Raw genomic sequence first — 17027 nt, forward strand, 5'->3', positions numbered from 1 at the left:
CCGTCCGACGGGTGACACCACCGGCTACCTGGCAAACCCGAAGGAGGTGTGAGATGGGAAGTGGATGGCATGAATGGCCGCTGGTGATCTTCACCGTTTTCGGGCAGTGCGTGGCCGGCGCGTTAATCGTGATGGGCTTCGTCTGGCTTAAGGAAAATGATGACAAGGCCAGAATGCGCATCGTGCGCAGCCTGTTTTTTCTCTGGCTGGTAATGGGTATTGGGTTTATGGCTTCGGTGCTGCATCTTGGCTCCCCGCTGCGTGCCTTCAACTCGCTTAACCGCGTGGGCGCGTCAGCGCTGAGTAATGAGATCGCGGCGGGTTCGATCTTCTTTGCCGTGGGCGGTTTCTGGTGGCTGGTGTCGGTTATCGGTAAAATGCCTCCAGCTTTGGGCAAAATCTGGCTGGTTGTCAGCCAGCTTCTGGGTATCGTTTTTGTCTGGGCGATCACCCGGGTCTATCAGATAGAGACTGTCCCGACCTGGTATACGGGTTACACCACGCTGAGCTTCTTCCTGACGATGGTCCTTGCTGGTCCTCTGCTGGCCGCGCTGCTGCTACGCGTCGCAAACGTGACATTCAAAGGTACTCTTGCCGCGTCTGTCAGCGTACTGGCAATTATCGTCTGCGTGGCGGTCGTCGTGTTGCAAAGCAATACGCTGGGGACGATACAGAGTTCCATCCAGCAGGCCAGCGCCCTCCTGCCAGATTATGGCTCGCTTCAGGTGTGGCGCATCGCGTTGCTGGCGGCGGGTTTAGGCTGCTGGATCTGCCCGCTTATTCGTCGTCAGGAGCCAAAAACGCTCGGCCTGTTTGCAGGTGTCGTTCTGGTGGCGCTGGGTGAACTGATTGGCCGTGGGCTATTTTATGGTCTGCATATGACCGCAGGGTTAGCAATTGCAGGTTAACATAGGTGCGCGGGGCTACCCGCGCGCAAGTAAGGAAAGTTGTAATGAATGATGTCTCACACCGCGAATCGTTCGCGTTCAGCGCCCGGGTACTGGGCGCGCTGTTTTATTTCGCCCCAGACAGCGAGAAGACCGCGCCGCTGGTGAGTGCCCTGACCGCAGGTGACTGGGTTCAGGACTGGCCGCTGGCGGAGGAAAACCTGCTGCCTGTCGCCAGTATGTTTAAGACCCCATCGGATGAAGCATTGAAAGACGCCTGGCAGCGTCTGTTTATTGGCCCGTATGCCCTGCCCGCCCCCCCGTGGGGCTCGGTCTGGCTTGATCGCGAGTCAGTGCTGTTTGGCGATTCGACCCTCGCGTTGCGTCAGTGGATGCGTGAAAACCATATCGCCTTTGAGATGCAGCAGAATGAGCCTGAAGATCATTTCGGAACGTTGCTGATGCTGGCGGCATGGCTTGCCGAGAACGGTCGCGAAACAGAACGCGACCAGCTTCTGGCCTGGCATCTGCTGCCATGGAGCACGCGTTTCCTGACCGTATTCGTTGAAAACGCGGCTCATCCTTTCTACGCGGCGCTGGGTAAACTGGCTCAATTGACCCTGTCGGAATGGCAGTCCACTTTGCTGATCCCGATTGCCGAAAAAACGCTGTACCGATAACAGCTCCTGGCTTGTACATCCGTTGTGTAAGCCAGGTTCGGACATTTTTTCTGCAACGCAACTTCACAACTGCTATACTGTATATAATTACAGTATATGGGGGTGCGCAATGGCTGTTGAAACAAAATTTGTTGTCGTAAGAAAAGGTGAAGAGAAAATGACTTTTGCCAGTAAGAAAGAGGCTGACGCTCACGACAAACTGCTCGATATGGCAGAAGCGTTCACTGACTGGCTGTTGCAAAGCGGAATGCAGATGGATGAAACGCAGGCGGAGAACCTTGGTCTGTATCTCGCCGAGCAGAAAGAGTCCGTGCAGCATATCCTGCGTACCAGCAAGCTTCCCGAGCTCAATGCTGCAACGGATAAAACAGCATCAGATGCGGATAGCAGCAAAAAAATCCGGGCCGTCAAAGCCGCCTGATCGTCAGAACGACTCATCACCTGTCATGCCGCCGCGGGCCGGAAACGGCTCGCGGCTTCATCATGCATTATTTCGATCTTCTCGAAAACAATGCGATTGAACATTTTAATCTGTTCTGGCGTAAAATTTGGTTACAGCATTTCCTCTCGTCAGACGTATGTTAAAAACACGTGAATCACACGTTCGGCGCCTCTGAATGGTGTGGTAAATTATCACATAACTCTTGCAACTCGTTGATCATCCTGGCTACATGGAAGCCATCACAAACAGAATGATGGACCTGAACGGCGAAAGGCAACAAGACTTTTTCATCCTGGTTATAGTATTTTCCAAACGTGAACATGGGCGCAAAAAAATTCCGCATGTTAGCGACGTTGACGTTAAAACTGCTAACACTGACCCACGGAATATCAGATATGAAAAATATATTCTCCCGGGACTCTTCTTTGGGCCAGTAGGCAAGATTATCACCATAGCGAGAAACGTCTTCTGCATAAACGTTCTGAAAGTGATGAATATTCCCGTCGAAGTGACTCCATAATGATGAAAACGTCTCCGTCTCTTTATGGAAAAGGGTATAGCTGGGATGCACCTCATTCCATATTACAAGCTCATTATCCTTCATGGCCATACGGAATTCCGGATGCCGGTTTACGACGTGAGATATAAGGGAAATAATCGCAGGATAAAATTTCCAGCCAACCTCTTTGATATGCTTTAGCAGCACGGTAATGTCCAGCTGAACCGTTTGGTTAAATGTAGATTGAGCAAAGCCCTGAAATACTTCAAAGTGTTCCTTTCTTGCCCAACGTGATAAGTCAACTACCGTATATTCTGGCGTTATTTTTGTCATTTCAGAGCCTTAGTTGAGCTGCGCTATATAAAATAGTAGCGTATCACAAACGCAGGGGCTGTATAGACCGTAGCGCAGAGGCACTCTAAATTTTCAGCGTATCAATCACCGCTCTCAGCGCCGGGGATACGTTGCGGTGTGGATAATAGAGGTACAGTCCGTCCATCCGCAGGCTGTAGCGCTGAAAGACGCGTATAAGCGTGCCACGCTCCAGATCGTCAGCCACCAGCTCAACCGGGACATAGGCCAGCCCGAGTCCCAGCCGGGCCGCTTCGGCCTCCATGTAGCTGTCGGAAAAGGCCCATTGCCCCTCCGGGCGGTGAGTCACTCGCTTCCCATCCTGCACAAGCTCCCATTGATAGTGGTTACCGTCGGCGAACTGGTAGGCAATGCAGGGATGAGCATCCAGATCGGCGGGCGTCTGCGGAAAACCATAGCGCCGAAAATGCGCCGGAGCGGCAACCACAGCCATCTCCATATCGGGCGTGATGCGCACGGCAATCATCCGGCCCCAGCCGGACGCCAGCGTCGAATGAAAATATTCACCAAACTGTCCGCCGTGCTGCTATGCGCATCATTAAGTTGAGTTAAAACAATGAATTAGTAAGAAACACGAAATCCTGACGCCCGCGTTTCGATGGTGACAACCTGAGATAAGACCTTCGCCGAGAGCGATAAAGTCGACCACCGCAAGGTGACGTTCGAGAACCGATACGGGATCACCCTGGCTGGCGATCTGTACCTTCCCAGGAACAGCGGCGACCAGATGCTGGCTTCTCTTCTCGTCGTTGTGAATTACATCTATGTCTACACTGAATCAAATCCCATCCCGCTCCAGCGAGCATGCATACTGGGCCGGTATTTATGCCCGCCAGTCTGCTCGCGTCATCAGCAATAAAGCATTATATTAACAAGGTTATTTTCTTTAATTACAAAACCTCGCACTCCTCCCGTTGAAATAATAATTAAGCAATATCCTGGTCAGCCAGCGACATCGCTTTGTTAGCTTGAGCGTTCAGGCAAAGCTCAAACCGGAGGTATTCTTTGCTGATTAAATTAAAGAAAGAACGAACGCATCAGGAGGATCGTCGTCTTGCCCTCTGGCTGGCGACCTCCGCGGGACTGCTGAATGCCATTGCGCTGGGCGCGTTCGGCTTTTTTCCCTCGCATATGACGGGCAATACCTCGCAGCTATCCAGCGAAGTTTCCTCCACCGATCTCAGCGATATTCTTTTCTTCGGCGCCATTATTCTTTCGTTTGTCTCAGGCGCCATCGCTGCGCGGATTATTGTTATCTGGGGGATTATCCATAACATCAGGCTGGTATTCAGCCAGGTTCTGTTTGTTGAAGGGCTATTACTGGCAGGGGTATCCCTGTACGAAATGTATTTTCACTCCTTTGCCACGAATCAGGAGATAATTATTTTCCTGTGCGGGTTGATGGGAATTCATAATTCCACCTCCACTCAGCTATCCGGTGGACGGGTAAGATCCACACACATCACCGGCACGCTGACCGATGCGGGCATTTCGCTGGCCTCCGTTATGGTCGCCATGCTGCGCCGGGATTATTCCAAAGATACGGCCGCGCAAAAGAGTCAGCTCAAAACCCATTTAACTACCCTTTTCTCCTTTATCAGCGGAGGTATCGCGGGGCTGATCCTGTTCAGAGAGTTTGGATTCCACGCGATGCTGGCGCTGGGCCTGATGCTGGTGGTCGTCGCCGCCTTCTCTATCGTCCGCATCTCGTGGCGGGTACGAAAAGTGCGCGCCGCGCTTAGTCGACAGGTTTAATCAGCATGCCTTACGTGACATTGTCACGTAAGGCATGCTTCTTTAAGACTATTCTGCCTGCCCACTGACAGCCCTTATGCCATAAGGCTTCACCCAGGTTGTCACTAATTTCATAGGGTTACTGTTTTACCCCCTTCGCTGGAACCCTTCCGTTTCGCTTGCTATAGGTGAAGTACCCCTGCCGAAACATGGCATAACAACAGGCAACCGGTGGTTGCTATAACGCATGCGCACAGGGAGACACACCGCAATGCACCCATTACTTAAACGTTCGCTGCTTTTTGTCGGCGCGATTATCGTGGTTCTCGCTCTCCTCACCTGGGGAATTGGACTGGAGACGATTAAGGCGCGCCAGGTTGACCTGATCTACCTCGGGCAACAGCACCTGATTCTGGTCTTTTCATCAATGTTCTTTGCCCTGCTGGTGGGCATTCCAAGCGGTATTCTGCTGAGCCGTCCGGCCGCGCGTGGTATCGCCGAATATGTGATGCAAATCTTTAACGTGGGTAACACCCTGCCGCCGCTGGCCGTTCTGGCGCTGGCGATGGTGGTGATTGGCATCGGTGATAAACCGGCCATTATCGCCCTCTTTCTGGCCTCTCTGCTGCCGATTGTGCGTAACACCTATGCCGGGCTGTGCTCTGTTCCCGCGTCGTTGCTGGAAGCGGCAAACGGTATCGGCATGACCAAATGGCAGCGCCTGCGTCAGGTTGAGATCCCTAACGCGTGGCCGGTGATGCTTTCTGGTATTCGCATTGCCACTGCGATTAACGTCGGTACCGCACCGCTGGCATTCCTGATTGGCGCCAGCAGCTACGGCGAGCTGATTTTCCCTGGGATCTACCTGAATGACTTCCCGACGCTGATCCTGGGCGCGGCGGCCACCGCCCTGTTCGCCCTGATTCTGGATACGCTGCTGGCGGCACTGGGTCGACTACTGAGCCCGCATCTCGCGCGATAATTATAACAAGGAGCTTCTATGAGACTGTTTTCCGGCCTGACGGCGCTATGCGCCGCCGCGCTCTTCACCAGCCAGGCGCTCGCCGCGCCGCTGATCCTGGCAACCAAGAGCTTTACCGAGCAGCACATTCTCTCGGCCATGACCGTGCAGTATCTGCAAAAGAAAGGGTTTCAGGTGCAGCCGCAGACCAATATTGCAACGGTGATTTCCCGTAACGCGATGATCAACAGGCAGATTGATATGACCTGGGAGTACACCGGCACGTCGCTGATCATCTTCAACCACATCAACAAACGCATGTCGCCACAGGAGTCATACGAGACGGTGAAACGCCTCGACGCGAAGCACGGTCTGGTGTGGCTTAAACCTGCCGATATGAACAATACCTATGCCTTTGCCATGCAGCGCAAGCGCGCCGAGGCTGAACATATCAATACCATGTCTGAGATGGTGGCAAAGATTGAGCAGATCCGTAAAACCGATCCGGATAACAACTGGCTGCTGGGCCTTGACCTGGAATTTGCCGGACGCAGCGACGGGATGAAACCGTTGCAGGCGGCCTACAAGATGGAGCTGGACCGCCCGCAGATCCGCCAGATGGATCCGGGCCTGGTCTATAACGCGGTGCGCGACGGGTTTGTCGATGCGGGGCTGATCTACACCACCGACGGGCGCGTAAAGGGCTTCGATCTTAAAGTGCTGGAAGACGATAAAGGCTTCTTCCCGAGTTATGCCGTGACGCCAGTTGTTCGAAAAGACACGCTGGAGGCTAACCCGGGGCTGGAGGAGGCGCTGAACACCCTCTCAGCCCAGCTCAATAACGACGTTATCACCGACCTGAATAAGAAGGTGGATATCGACCATCAGTCACCGCAGCAGGTCGCCCGTGATTTCCTGCGTAGCAAACAGTTGCTGTAGGAGGCGCTATGGAGACGATTCACTATATTCTCGACAACTGGGACTATCTCTTAACCCTGACGTTGCAACACCTGTGGCTGGTGGCGCTCGCCGTCGGCCTGGCGATTGTGATTGGCGTGCCGCTGGGCATTTTAATTGTCCGCCATAAATGGCTGGCAACGCCGGTGCTGGGGATTGCCACCATTGTGCTCACCATCCCGTCAATTGCGCTTTTCGGCCTGATGATCCCGCTCTTTTCGCTGATCGGTCAGGGCATTGGCGCCCTGCCCGCGATTACGGCGGTGTTCCTCTATTCGCTGCTGCCGATTGTGCGTAACACCCATACGGCGCTCGACAGCCTGCCCCCCGGCCTGCGTGAAGCGGGACGCGGCATCGGCATGACCTTCTGGCAGCGTCTGCGCTGGGTGGAGATCCCGATGGCGCTGCCGGTGATTTTTGGCGGTATCCGCACCGCCGTGGTGATGAACATTGGCGTCATGGCGATTGCCGCCGTGATTGGCGCGGGCGGTCTGGGCCTGCTGCTGCTTAACGGTATTGGCGGGAGTGATATTCGTATGTTGATTGCGGGCGCGCTGATGATTTGTCTTTTAGCGATTGTGCTCGACTGGTTGCTGCACCGTTTGCAGGTGGTACTGACTCCGAAGGGGATTCGATAATGATAAAACTGGAAAACCTCACCAAACAATTTTCACAGAAACACGGCCAGACGTTTAAGGCCGTCGACAACGTCAACCTGAACGTGCCTGAAGGGGAAATGTGCGTGCTGCTCGGCCCGTCCGGCTGCGGGAAAACCACTACCCTGAAGATGATCAACCGTCTCATTACGCCAAGTAGCGGGACAATCCTGATTAACGGCGAAGACACCAGCGGAATGGACACCGTGACCCTGCGCCGCAACATTGGCTACGTGATCCAGCAGATTGGCCTGTTCCCGAACATGACCATCGAAGAGAACATTACCGTCGTGCCGCGCATGCTGGGCTGGGACAAGGCACGCTGTAAATCCCGTGCCGAAGAGCTGATGGATATGGTGGCAATGGATCCGCATAAATTCCTTCACCGCTATCCGCGTGAAATGTCCGGCGGCCAGCAGCAGCGCATCGGCGTCATCCGCGCGCTGGCAGCCGATCCTCCGGTCCTGCTGATGGATGAACCGTTCGGTGCAGTCGACCCGATCAACCGTGAGGTGATCCAGAACCAATTCCTTGAGATGCAGCGCAAGCTGAAAAAGACCGTGATGCTGGTGAGCCACGATATTGACGAAGCGCTGAAGCTGGGCGACCGTATTGCCGTCTTCCGTCAGGGGCGTATCGTGCAGTGCGCCAGCCCGGACGAGCTGCTGGCGAAACCCGCGAATGAGTTTGTTGGCTCGTTTGTTGGTCAGGACCGGACGTTGAAACGCCTGCTGCTGGTATCGGCGGGCGACGTCACCGACCAGCAGCCTACCATTACGGTACGCGAATCGACGCCGCTGCCGGAGGCCTTCGCCACCATGGATGACAACGATATTCGCGCCATTACCGTGGTTGATGAGCACGGCAAACCGCTCGGCTTTGTGAAGCGCCGCGAAGCGCGTAACGCCAGCGGCAGCTGCGGGGATATTCTGCATCCGTTCCGTATGACCGGTAAGGCCGAGGATAACCTGCGCGTGGTGCTTTCTCGCCTGTATGAGAGCAACACCAGCTGGATGCCGATTGTGGACGAGGACGGACGCTATAACGGCGAAATATCTCAGGATTATATTGCGGAGTATTTGAGCTCAGGGCGTACGCGCCGGGCGTTGAATATTCATAGCGAGAGTTAAGCATTCAGGCCGGGTACTGCCCGGCCTTTTTCCGCACGCATACCTTTTGCTAACCTCCCGATTTACCGCCACAATATTGTATCGTCCCCGTTAAATCACGACTTCATGCAACGTCTTCACGCTTACCCCGACATCCGCGCGATGTTTCGTCGTCTCCGGATTGCTACCGTCACCGGCGTGCTGGCGGCGCTGGCCGTTGCGGTGTTCCGCCACAGTATGTATCTGTTGGAGTGGCTATTTCTCAGCAACGAAAGCGGAAGTCTGGTGGTCGCCAGCGGCAGCGCCATCGGCCGTGAAGGCGCCATGATCCTGCTCGCCGCCCTCGCCGCCTCCTTTTTTGCACAACGTTGTACGCCAAAATCCGAATGGAAACTGTGGATCGCCTGCGGTGCCGCCGCCGGGGTGGCCAGCGCCTATCATGCGCCGCTGGCGGGCAGCCTGTTTATCGCAGAGATCCTGTTTGGCACGCTGATGCTGGCCTCCCTCGGCCCGGTGGTGATTGCCGCTGTAGTGGCCCTGCTGACCACGCGCCTGTTAAGTCCCGGCGCGAATACGCTATATGATGTCCATCTCAGCGAGATGCTTACGGCGGTGGATTATTTCCTGATCGTTGGCGTGGGTCTGCTGGCTGGCGTTTGCGGCCCGCTGCTGATGTGGCTGATGGCGGCCAGCCACAGGCTGTTTCTGCGTCTCAAACTCTCACCGCCGTGGCAGCTGGCGCTGGATGGTCTGATCGTCGGGCTGCTGTCGCTGCTGACGCCGAAAGTATGGGGGAATGGCTATAGCGTGGTTCAGGCGTTTTTGCAGTCGCCGCCGCTGCTGTCGGTGATTGCTGGCGTTTTTATCTGCAAGCTGCTGGCGGTACTGGCAAGCAGCGGATCCGGCGCACCGGGAGGCGTGTTTACGCCAACCTTGTTCGTTGGTATGGCAACGGGAATGCTGTTTGCGCAGATCTTTACGCTGTGGTTTCCTGGCTCTGAGACGGCGATCCTGCTTGGGCTGGCGGGAATGGCGACGCTGCTCGCCGCCACAACGCATGCGCCAATCATGTCGGCCTTGATGGTCTGTGAGATGACCGGGCAGTATTTTTTACTTCCCGGTTTGCTGGTTGCCTGTGTTGTGGCGTCGGTATTGTCGAGAACGCTACGCCACGACTCGATCTACGGCCAGCATACCGCCGAAAGCCGAGAGATCGATATAGTGCGCTAATTCGCGCTGCTCTGCGCGGGGCAGATAAGGCAGTTCGCCCACCAGCGGGCCAGGCAGCTTTTTGCTCAGCACGTCGATGATTTCAGCGTAGTGCGCAAGGCCCGGGTTAATACGATTCGCCACCCAACCAATCAGCGGCAGGCCGTCATTAGCGATAGCCTGCGCCGTCAGCAAGGCATGGTTGATGCACCCTTCCTGGATGCCCACGACCATAATCACCGGCAATTGCTCCTGCACCACCCATTCGGAAAGGGGACGTAAATCGTTCATCAGGCTGCGCCAGCCACCGGTCCCTTCAACGACAACGTGGTCAACCTTTTCACTCAGATTTGCCAGGCCATCAGAAAGCAGGCTGTAGTTGATAAGCCCACTGTGAGCGACGCTGCTTTCCTCTTCGCTTAACGCGATAGGATTGACGGCATCATAAGGCAGTTCCAGAGACGAGACGCTTTGCAGAACCAGGGCGTCCTTATTGCGCAGCCCTTCTGGCGTCTCTTTACTGCCTTTTGCAACCGGCTTGTATCCTGCAACGCGTTTACCGCTTGCCGCCAGGGCCTGGAGTAACGCGCGGGATACGACTGTCTTCCCGACAGACGTATCCGTACCAGTAATAAAGAAACGCTTAAGCATGACTCATTCCACCTCTTGGGTATGCTTCAAAATATAAACCAGGTAAATAATTCAGTGGGGAAAGTCTACGGGATGCGTGCGCTACCGGGCTTGAGATAGCGCAATTTTTCGTACATCTCTGGAAAAGAGTTAGCCCTGTAGCAAACGAATCAGTAACGAGCCGTTGTACATCGCATCTTTTACCAGCGCGGCGCCGGCCATCGTGCCCTGGTTGGAAAATTGCGTACTTTCGACCACGATGTTTTTACTGTACGCGGGAAGCGCCTGCTGATTGATGCAGGCGGAAATCGCCGGAAAGAGGATATCCGCCGCCTGGCTGAGCGGGGAGCCGATCAGTATTTTTTGCGGGTTAAACAGGTTCACCATAATGGCCAGAATGCGCCCGACATTATTGCCCACGCCGGTAATAATGTCCTTCGCCAGCAGATCGCCCTGCCTTGCCGCTGCGCACAGTGCCTCGACGCTCAACGGTTGACCGTGCAGCGTGGAGCTCATCGACTGGCTGAGCCGCACTTGCGCCAGCTCCAGCACGCTTTCGACGCTGGCAATCGTCTCCAGACAGCCATGGTTACCGCAGTAGCAGCGTTTTCCGTACGGATCGACCTGCGTATGGCCGATCTCCACCAGGCTACTGCTGCCAGCATGCAACAGACGCCCGTCGGTAATCACACCAGCGCCAACGTTATGATCAATCACCACCTGAATCACGTCGCGCGCGCCCCGGGAAGCGCCAAACAACGCCTCCGCCATCGTCCAGGCGCTGATATCATGCTGAATGTAGACCGGTACACCGGTGTGGTTTTCCAGCACGTCGCCCAGCGGCATCTCTTTGACGTTTTCATAAAACGGCATGCGGTGCACAATGCCATTTTCGGTATCAATAATTCCCGGCAGGGTGATCGCAATCGCCGTTAAACGTTCAAGACGCTGCTGGTGACGAATAAAGAACTGGTCGATGTGGGTCAGAATGGCATCGAGAAGTGGTTGCTCTGCATTAAGCGGGAGTTCCAGCCGGTCTTCCACCACCAGCTTGCTGCTGAGGTCGCGCAGCGCGAGGAATATTTCCCCGCGGCTAATCCGCAGCGACAGGTAGTGCCAGGCTTCCGTTTCCACCACCAGCCCCACCGCCGGACGGCCACGACTGCCCGGCTCCTGAATTTCTGTCTCCTGAACCAGATGGGCTTCCAGCATTTCGCGGACAATCTTGGTAATACTGGCGGGTGCCAGTTGTGCCAGGCGCGAAAGATCGATACGCGAAACCGGACCAAGCTGATCAATCAGGCGATAAACGGCGCCCGCGTTGGTCTGCTTGATCTGATCGATATGCCCTGGCTGACTATCAGCAACCACCTCGTACTCCCTTATTTTCGAGCTTCGAAATAAACTGAGGGCTATGGTGAAGCACTTCAATGGCTGACGTCAAATTTTTACTTAGCCATGTGATTTACTGCACATTTTCGCCCACTTTTCCCTATAAATAACGCCCGCGAGAAGCGGTAATTAATTGTTCTTTGAAACGCTGTGCCGCATGGCTCTGTTCATGATGTTTAGACCACACCAGCCACATCTCTGAGACTGCATCCTGCTCGGCTATCTTCACCCAGCGCATTTCCGGCAATTGTACCCGTTTAAACGAGGCCGGGAGAATCGACACGCCAAGCCCTGCGGCAACGAGACCAATGATCGTCATGGCTTCCCCCACCTCCTGCGCGATAGTCGGGACAAGGCCATATCGCCGCATCAAACCAAGAATATCGTCATACAACCCGGTTCCCACCTGTGGGTCAAAAAAGACAAATGGCTCTTTCGCCAGTTCAGCCAGCGTGACGCTGTGCTGCGCGGCGAGCGGATGATCCCGGGGGATCATCGCCATCAGCGGTTCGCGCAGGATCACCTGCCACGCCAGGGTATCAGGCAACTGCGTGTTACGCATCAGCCCCAGATCGAGCGATCCTTCGTTAAGCGGCGATATCTGCTCGCGAGTATTTATTTCGCGCGTCTGAATATGCACATCCGGAAAGTTACGGCGAAACGAGGATAGCGTTTGTGAAACAGCGCTGATAAAGGGGGCCGATGAGGTAAACCCGATGCGCAGCTCTCCCGTCTCCCCGAGATAAAGCCGTTCCGCTCTGGCGGCGGCGTCCTCCACCATACTCAGGATCTGTCGGCTATCGGCAAGAAACTGTTTTCCCGCCGCCGTCAGGCTCACGCTGCGGTTGGTTCGCGCCAGCAGACGCGCCCCGACCTGCTGCTCCAGGATCTGTATCTGCTGGCTTAGCGGTGGCTGAGAGATATTCAGCCTTGCCGCCGCACGACCAAAATGCAGCTCTTCGGCGACGGCGACAAAATAGCGTAGATGGCGCAGCTCGATATTCATATTTTTAAAGTATCATTTGAGATTATTAATATATTAGACAGAATATTTACATTTTCCTACCCTAATCTTGTGGTCATACCCGTCACCAGAAACCACGGGGATGTTTAAGCAAGGATTATGTGTGAGCCGTACAACGACCGTTGATATCGCGCCGGCCAGCGACATTGATGATTTACCCGCAGCACCGCAGCCGGTTCAGTTTATTAAACGTGGTACCCCCCAGTTTATGCGCGTCACGCTGGCGCTCTTCTCAGCGGGTCTCGCCACTTTCGCCCTGCTCTACTGCGTTCAGCCGATCCTGCCGGTCCTGTCGCATGAATTTGGCGTGTCGCCAGCCAGCAGCAGTATTTCGCTCTCCATTTCAACCGGGATGCTGGCGATCGGTCTGCTGTTCACCGGGCCACTTTCGGATGCCATCGGACGTAAGCAGGTCATGGTAACGGCGTTAATGCTGGCCTCCGTGTGTACCTTGCTGTCCACCATGATGACCAGCTGGCACGGCATTCTGGTCATGCGCGCGCTGATTGGGTTATCCCTGAGCGGCGTTGCGGCGGTCGGGATGACCTATCTCAGCGAGGAGATCCACCCGAGCTTCGTGGCCTTCTCCATGGGGCTGTACATTAGCGGGAACTCTATCGGCGGGATGAGCGGACGGCTGCTCAGCGGTGTGTTTACCGATTTCTTTAACTGGCGCATTGCGCTGGCCGTTATCGGCTGCTTCGCCCTCGCTTCGGCGCTGATGTTCTGGAAAATCCTGCCGGAATCGCGCCATTTCCGCCCGACCTCCCTGCGTCCGAAAACGTTATTTATCAACTTTCGTCTGCACTGGCGCGATCAAGGGCTGCCCCGTTTGTTCCTGACCGGTTTCCTGCTGATGGGCTCGTTCGTGACGCTGTTCAACTACATTGGCTATCGTCTGATGCTTTCACCGTGGCATCTTAGCCAGGCATTGGTGGGTTTGCTCTCTGTGGCGTATCTTACCGGGACATGGAGTTCGCCAAAAGCGGGCGCCATGACCGCGCGCTTCGGCCGTGGTCCGGTGATGCTGGTATCCACCGCCGTGATGCTGTTCGGACTGCTGATGACGCTTTTCTCTTCCCTGTGGCTGATTTTTGCCGGAATGCTGCTCTTCTCTGCGGGCTTCTTTGCCGCGCATTCCGTTGCCAGCAGCTGGATTGGCCCACGCGCGCGCCGCGCTAAAGGTCAGGCTTCGTCACTGTATCTGTTCAGTTACTATCTTGGTTCCAGCATAGCCGGTACGCTCGGCGGGGTGTTCTGGCATAACTACGGCTGGAACGGCGTGGGCGGATTTATCGCGCTGATGCTGTGCGCGGCACTGCTGGTGGGCGCGAGCCTGCATAAACGATTGCATTAACATTCAGCCCTCTTCGTGTTTAAATCGAGCCGATGCTAATTTTTGTCATCGGCTGATTCAGACACGAGGACTTCATGAAAAACAATAACTATCAACAACTCACCCGCACCTTCCAGCGCCTCTCCCGCTTCTCTCACCTCTCCTCCATCGCCAGCTGGGACATGTTCACCATGATGCCGCCAGGCGGCAGCGCCGCGCGCGGTGAAGCGCTGGCGGAGATGAGCGTCCTGCAACATCAGATCCTGACCGATAAAAAAGTGGGTGAATGGCTGGCGGCGGCGGCAGACGAAGATCTGAACGACGTTGAGCTGGCCAACCTGCGTGAAATGACGCGCCACTACCAGCAGGCAACTATACTGCCGGAATCGCTGGTGGAGGCCAAATCGCTGGCGGGCAGCAGGTGTGAACACGCGTGGCGCACTCAGCGTCCGGCCAACGACTGGCAGGGCTTTTCAGCCAACCTGAAAGAGGTGGTGAAACTCAGTCGTGAAGAAGCCCGCCTGCGCGCTGAAGCTAAAGGCTGCACGCCTTACGACGCGCTGCTGGATATCTTTGAACCCGACATGACCAGCGCTCGCCTGGATGTGCTGTTCGGCGATCTGAAGTCCTGGCTACCGGAGTTGCTGGCAAAGGTTGTGGAAAAACAGGCTCAACGATCGTTCGTTCCGCCACAGGGTCCCTTCCCGACCGCCACGCAGCGCGAGCTGGGCCTGGAAGCGATGAAAATGCTTGGCTTCGATTTTAACGGCGGTCGTCTGGACGTTAGCGCCCACCCGTTCTGCGGCGGCGTGCCGGAAGATGTGCGTATCACCACGCGTTACGATGAAGATGAACTGCTCAGCGCGCTTTTCGGCGTGATCCACGAAACCGGACATGCCCGCTACGAGCAAAACCTTCCGCGATCATGGGCCGGTCAGCCCGTTGCGCTGGCGCGCTCTACGGCGATCCATGAATCCCAGAGCTTGTTCTTTGAAATGCAGCTAGGCCGCAGCGACGCTTTCCTGAAGCATCTGCTTCCGGCGGTTCATGCCCGTTTCGGCAGCCAGGCGGCATTCAGCGAAGAGAATTTCATTGCCTGGAACCAGCGCGTGAAGCCGGGCTACATCCGCGTTGATGCGGATGAAGTGAGCTATCCAGCGCATGTGGTGCTGCGCTATGAGATCGAGCGCGCGCTAATCAATGGCGAAATTGAAGTCGATGATATTCCCGCGTTATGGGATGAGAAAATGCAGGCCTGGCTTGGGTTATCCACCAAAGATAACTACCGCAACGGCTGTATGCAGGATATCCACTGGACCGACGGCGGTTTTGGCTACTTCCCGTCTTACACGCTGGGAGCAATGTATGCGGCACAGCTGTTCCATGCCGCCAAAACTGCGCTGCCCGGGTTGCAGGCATGCATCGCCGGGGGCGATTTCTCGGCGCTGTTTGACTGGCTGCGTCAGAATATCTGGCAGCACGGCAGCCGTTTCAGCACATCGCAGCTCATCACCCAGGCCACGGGTGAAGATCTGAATATCCGCTACTTCCGCGAACACCTGACATCCCGCTACCTGTAACCGAATGCGCCGGGGATCTGCCCCGGCGTTGTACATATGGTTACACGCCGATACCAATCACTCACGGAAACCCCGAATTTACAGGGATATAGTTATTTCAACGGCCCCGCAGTGGGGTTAAATGAAAAACCAAATTCGAGGGTATGAAAATGAAAAAAGTATTAGCTCTGGTTGTTGCCGCTGCTATGGGTCTGTCTTCCGCTGCATTCGCGGCTGAAACTACCGCCACCGCAGCGCCTGCGGCTTCCACCGCTGCTCCGGCCAAAACGGTTCACCATAAAAAACATCACAAAGCGGCTAAACCAGCGGCAGAACAGAAAGCGCAGGCCGCTAAAAAGCACCACAAAAAAGCGGCAAAACCAGCGGTAGAGCAGAAAGCACAGGCGGCTAAAAAGCATCACAAAAAAGCAGCAAAACACGAAGCGGCTAAACCTGCTGCACAGCCAGCAGCGTAAGAGTACAAGCTTAACCGTGCCCTTCGGGGCACGTTGGTAAACCGGCGCTGAATGGGTTTGCGGTCAGCGCCGTTTTTTTATCCGGAGGGCGTATGCTGCGGCGCTATCGGTTTGAGTTCATTCTTATCCTGCTAATTTTATGCGCGCTCATCGCCAGCCACTTTTATCTTTCCTGAATGTAGCACGCTGATTTTACTCCCACTTTCTCGCCGTCGCGTCTATAGTATTTTTATAGGGATCACTTTTAATAATCATAATTACCCCCCACCAGAGTGTGATATGCGTAAATCTGTTGTGTTGTTACTGGGAACGTTTAGCCTTTTTGCTGGCTTTTCACATGCGGATGATGGCGACGATGACGCCATTAGCGCCAAAGAGGTAAAGACGCTGTTTTTTGGTCATGACGATCGTACGCGTGTCACCGATCCTACCGAATCGCCCTGGGATGCCATCGGGCAACTGGAAACCGCCAGCGGCAATTTATGTACTGCAACCCTCATTACGCCACGCCTTGCGCTGACGGCGGGTCATTGCCTGTTAATGCCGCCTGAAGGCAAACCGGATAAAGCGATCGCCCTGCGCTTTGTGTCGCAAAAAGGAATATGGCGCTACGAAATTCACGGTATTGAGGGGCGGGTGGATCCGTCGCTTGGCAAACGCCTGAAACCGGATGGTGATGGCTGGATTGTGCCGCCCGGGGCGGCCTCCTGGGATTTCGGGCTGATCGTATTACGTTATCCGCCGTCCGGGATCACCCCGCTGCCGCTCTTTGATGGCGATAAAGCCGCGCTCACCGCCGCCCTGAAAGCCGCCGATCGAAAAGTAACGCAGTCAGGCTACCCTGTTGATCACCTCGATTCGCTGTACACCCATACGGACTGCGTGGTGACGGGTTGGGCGCAAAACAGCGTGCTGTCGCATCAGTGCGATACGCTACCGGGTGATAGCGGATCGCCGCTGATGTTAAAAACCGATAACGGCTGGCAGCTGATTGGCGTTCAAAGTTCTGCGCCAGCGGCGAAAGACCGCTGGCGCGCCGATAACCGGGCGTTGTCGGTGACCGGTTTTCGCGACCGGCTGGAAGCCCTGGCGCAGCAGTAGGTC

At 55.5% G+C, this 17027-nt stretch carries 18 protein-coding genes and 2 pseudogenes; 15 read left to right on the plus strand and 5 right to left on the minus strand.

Annotation, left to right across the window (positions count from 1 at the left end; genetic code table 11):
- The first annotated feature begins 53 nt into the window (after window positions 1-53).
- From ACOTYB_RS07015 to ACOTYB_RS07025, 3 genes are all read left to right on the plus strand, one after another.
- A complete protein-coding gene (locus ACOTYB_RS07015; protein ID WP_421765787.1) occupies window positions 54-908 on the plus strand; it encodes a dimethyl sulfoxide reductase anchor subunit family protein in 855 nt (284 codons plus the stop codon).
- Between the two features lie 44 nt (window positions 909-952).
- Entirely contained in the window at window positions 953-1567 is a 615-nt protein-coding gene (gene dmsD, locus ACOTYB_RS07020; RefSeq protein WP_220153794.1) for a Tat proofreading chaperone DmsD, read from the plus strand.
- Between the two features lie 109 nt (window positions 1568-1676).
- Window positions 1677-1988, plus strand: a complete 312-nt coding sequence (locus ACOTYB_RS07025; RefSeq protein ID WP_032634159.1) for a YebG family protein — start codon at window positions 1677-1679, stop codon at window positions 1986-1988.
- Between the two features lie 175 nt (window positions 1989-2163).
- Here the strand turns inward: ACOTYB_RS07025 and catA are convergent, their stop codons facing one another.
- On the minus strand, window positions 2164-2841 hold the full coding sequence (catA, locus tag ACOTYB_RS07030; protein WP_409248937.1) for a type A chloramphenicol O-acetyltransferase: 678 nt from the start codon (window positions 2839-2841) through the stop codon (window positions 2164-2166).
- Window positions 2842-2926: 85 nt separating this feature from the next.
- Window positions 2927-3374: pseudogene (locus tag ACOTYB_RS07035) on the minus strand (LysR substrate-binding domain-containing protein); the annotation flags it as partial.
- A gap of 104 nt (window positions 3375-3478) precedes the next feature.
- On the opposite strand from ACOTYB_RS07035, the pseudogene ACOTYB_RS07040 reads away from it, so the two are divergent.
- The 7 genes and pseudogenes from ACOTYB_RS07040 to clcB form a co-directional block, all read left to right on the plus strand.
- Window positions 3479-3628, plus strand: a pseudogene (locus ACOTYB_RS07040) (alpha/beta hydrolase); the annotation flags it as partial.
- Window positions 3629-3885: 257 nt separating this feature from the next.
- On the plus strand, window positions 3886-4635 hold the full coding sequence (locus ACOTYB_RS07045) for a YoaK family protein (RefSeq protein ID WP_003857441.1): 750 nt from the start codon (window positions 3886-3888) through the stop codon (window positions 4633-4635).
- A 250-nt stretch (window positions 4636-4885) separates the two neighbouring features.
- Window positions 4886-5596: an osmoprotectant ABC transporter permease OsmY gene (gene osmY / locus ACOTYB_RS07050; protein ID WP_003857442.1), complete on the plus strand. Its 711-nt coding sequence runs from the start codon at window positions 4886-4888 to the stop codon at window positions 5594-5596.
- Window positions 5597-5614: 18 nt separating this feature from the next.
- A complete protein-coding gene (osmX, locus tag ACOTYB_RS07055) occupies window positions 5615-6514 on the plus strand; it encodes an osmoprotectant ABC transporter substrate-binding protein OsmX (protein WP_023324570.1) in 900 nt (299 codons plus the stop codon).
- A gap of 8 nt (window positions 6515-6522) precedes the next feature.
- Window positions 6523-7170 (plus strand): osmoprotectant ABC transporter permease OsmW, encoded by a 648-nt coding sequence (osmW, locus tag ACOTYB_RS07060; protein WP_022647970.1) that lies wholly within the window; start codon window positions 6523-6525, stop codon window positions 7168-7170.
- Window positions 7170-8318 (plus strand): osmoprotectant ABC transporter ATP-binding protein OsmV, encoded by a 1149-nt coding sequence (osmV, locus tag ACOTYB_RS07065; RefSeq protein WP_003857446.1) that lies wholly within the window; start codon window positions 7170-7172, stop codon window positions 8316-8318. Before osmW ends, osmV begins: the two co-directional genes overlap by 1 nt.
- Window positions 8319-8423: 105 nt before the next feature.
- Window positions 8424-9527, plus strand: a complete 1104-nt coding sequence (clcB, locus tag ACOTYB_RS07070; RefSeq protein ID WP_409248936.1) for a voltage-gated ClC-type chloride channel ClcB — start codon at window positions 8424-8426, stop codon at window positions 9525-9527.
- On the opposite strand, the gene bioD is transcribed toward clcB, so the two are convergent.
- The 3 genes from bioD to ACOTYB_RS07085 all read right to left on the minus strand — a co-directional run bounded on the left by bioD (window position 9462) and on the right by ACOTYB_RS07085 (window position 12534).
- Window positions 9462-10157 (minus strand): dethiobiotin synthase, encoded by a 696-nt coding sequence (gene bioD / locus ACOTYB_RS07075; RefSeq protein WP_015570628.1) that lies wholly within the window; start codon window positions 10155-10157, stop codon window positions 9462-9464. The genes clcB and bioD overlap by 66 nt on opposite strands.
- Before the next feature lie 129 nt (window positions 10158-10286).
- Window positions 10287-11507: a sugar metabolism global transcriptional regulator Mlc gene (gene mlc / locus ACOTYB_RS07080; protein WP_003857451.1), complete on the minus strand. Its 1221-nt coding sequence runs from the start codon at window positions 11505-11507 to the stop codon at window positions 10287-10289.
- Between the two features lie 121 nt (window positions 11508-11628).
- Window positions 11629-12534, minus strand: coding sequence for a LysR family transcriptional regulator (locus ACOTYB_RS07085; protein ID WP_003857454.1), 906 nt, complete (start codon window positions 12532-12534; stop codon window positions 11629-11631).
- 121 nt (window positions 12535-12655) lie between these two features.
- Here ACOTYB_RS07085 and ACOTYB_RS07090 point away from each other — a divergent pair, with 121 nt between their 5' ends.
- The 5 genes from ACOTYB_RS07090 to ACOTYB_RS07110 all read left to right on the plus strand — a co-directional run bounded on the left by ACOTYB_RS07090 (window position 12656) and on the right by ACOTYB_RS07110 (window position 17024).
- The gene (locus ACOTYB_RS07090) at window positions 12656-13909 is read left to right on the plus strand and encodes an MFS transporter (RefSeq protein WP_017384556.1); all 1254 of its coding nucleotides are present in this window, start codon (window positions 12656-12658) and stop codon (window positions 13907-13909) included.
- 74 nt (window positions 13910-13983) lie between these two features.
- Window positions 13984-15468 carry a carboxypeptidase M32 gene (locus tag ACOTYB_RS07095; protein ID WP_217202429.1) on the plus strand — a complete coding sequence of 495 codons (1485 nt, stop codon included), beginning with the start codon at window positions 13984-13986 and terminating at the stop codon, window positions 15466-15468.
- A gap of 149 nt (window positions 15469-15617) precedes the next feature.
- Window positions 15618-15923: an acid resistance repetitive basic protein Asr gene (asr, locus tag ACOTYB_RS07100; protein ID WP_003857459.1), complete on the plus strand. Its 306-nt coding sequence runs from the start codon at window positions 15618-15620 to the stop codon at window positions 15921-15923.
- 92 nt (window positions 15924-16015) lie between these two features.
- The gene (locus ACOTYB_RS07105; RefSeq protein WP_057979992.1) at window positions 16016-16099 is read left to right on the plus strand and encodes a hypothetical protein; all 84 of its coding nucleotides are present in this window, start codon (window positions 16016-16018) and stop codon (window positions 16097-16099) included.
- A 103-nt stretch (window positions 16100-16202) separates the two neighbouring features.
- Entirely contained in the window at window positions 16203-17024 is an 822-nt protein-coding gene (locus tag ACOTYB_RS07110; RefSeq protein WP_003857461.1) for a trypsin-like serine peptidase, read from the plus strand.
- Window positions 17025-17027 lie beyond the last annotated feature (3 nt).

Source organism: Enterobacter cloacae complex sp. IR5450 (genome assembly GCF_049238665.1).
GTDB classification, from domain to species: domain Bacteria; phylum Pseudomonadota; class Gammaproteobacteria; order Enterobacterales; family Enterobacteriaceae; genus Enterobacter; species Enterobacter hormaechei_C.

Excerpts from the sequence above, each read along its gene's own strand:
- clcB (WP_409248936.1), top strand. The coding sequence starts at position 8,424 with ATGCAACGTCTTCACGCTTACCCCGACATCCGCGCGATGTTTCGTCGT.
- ACOTYB_RS07105 (WP_057979992.1), top strand. The coding sequence starts at position 16,016 with ATGCTGCGGCGCTATCGGTTTGAGTTCATTCTTATCCTGCTAATTTTA.
- ACOTYB_RS07095 (WP_217202429.1), top strand. The coding sequence starts at position 13,984 with ATGAAAAACAATAACTATCAACAACTCACCCGCACCTTCCAGCGCCTC.
- osmX (WP_023324570.1), top strand. The coding sequence starts at position 5,615 with ATGAGACTGTTTTCCGGCCTGACGGCGCTATGCGCCGCCGCGCTCTTC.
- ACOTYB_RS07110 (WP_003857461.1), top strand. The coding sequence starts at position 16,203 with ATGCGTAAATCTGTTGTGTTGTTACTGGGAACGTTTAGCCTTTTTGCT.
- ACOTYB_RS07015 (WP_421765787.1), top strand. The coding sequence starts at position 54 with ATGGGAAGTGGATGGCATGAATGGCCGCTGGTGATCTTCACCGTTTTC.
- ACOTYB_RS07025 (WP_032634159.1), top strand. The coding sequence starts at position 1,677 with ATGGCTGTTGAAACAAAATTTGTTGTCGTAAGAAAAGGTGAAGAGAAA.
- catA (WP_409248937.1), bottom strand. The coding sequence starts at position 2,841 with ATGACAAAAATAACGCCAGAATATACGGTAGTTGACTTATCACGTTGG.
- osmY (WP_003857442.1), top strand. The coding sequence starts at position 4,886 with ATGCACCCATTACTTAAACGTTCGCTGCTTTTTGTCGGCGCGATTATC.
- ACOTYB_RS07085 (WP_003857454.1), bottom strand. The coding sequence starts at position 12,534 with ATGAATATCGAGCTGCGCCATCTACGCTATTTTGTCGCCGTCGCCGAA.
- asr (WP_003857459.1), top strand. The coding sequence starts at position 15,618 with ATGAAAAAAGTATTAGCTCTGGTTGTTGCCGCTGCTATGGGTCTGTCT.
- dmsD (WP_220153794.1), top strand. The coding sequence starts at position 953 with ATGAATGATGTCTCACACCGCGAATCGTTCGCGTTCAGCGCCCGGGTA.
- osmV (WP_003857446.1), top strand. The coding sequence starts at position 7,170 with ATGATAAAACTGGAAAACCTCACCAAACAATTTTCACAGAAACACGGC.
- osmW (WP_022647970.1), top strand. The coding sequence starts at position 6,523 with ATGGAGACGATTCACTATATTCTCGACAACTGGGACTATCTCTTAACC.
- bioD (WP_015570628.1), bottom strand. The coding sequence starts at position 10,157 with ATGCTTAAGCGTTTCTTTATTACTGGTACGGATACGTCTGTCGGGAAG.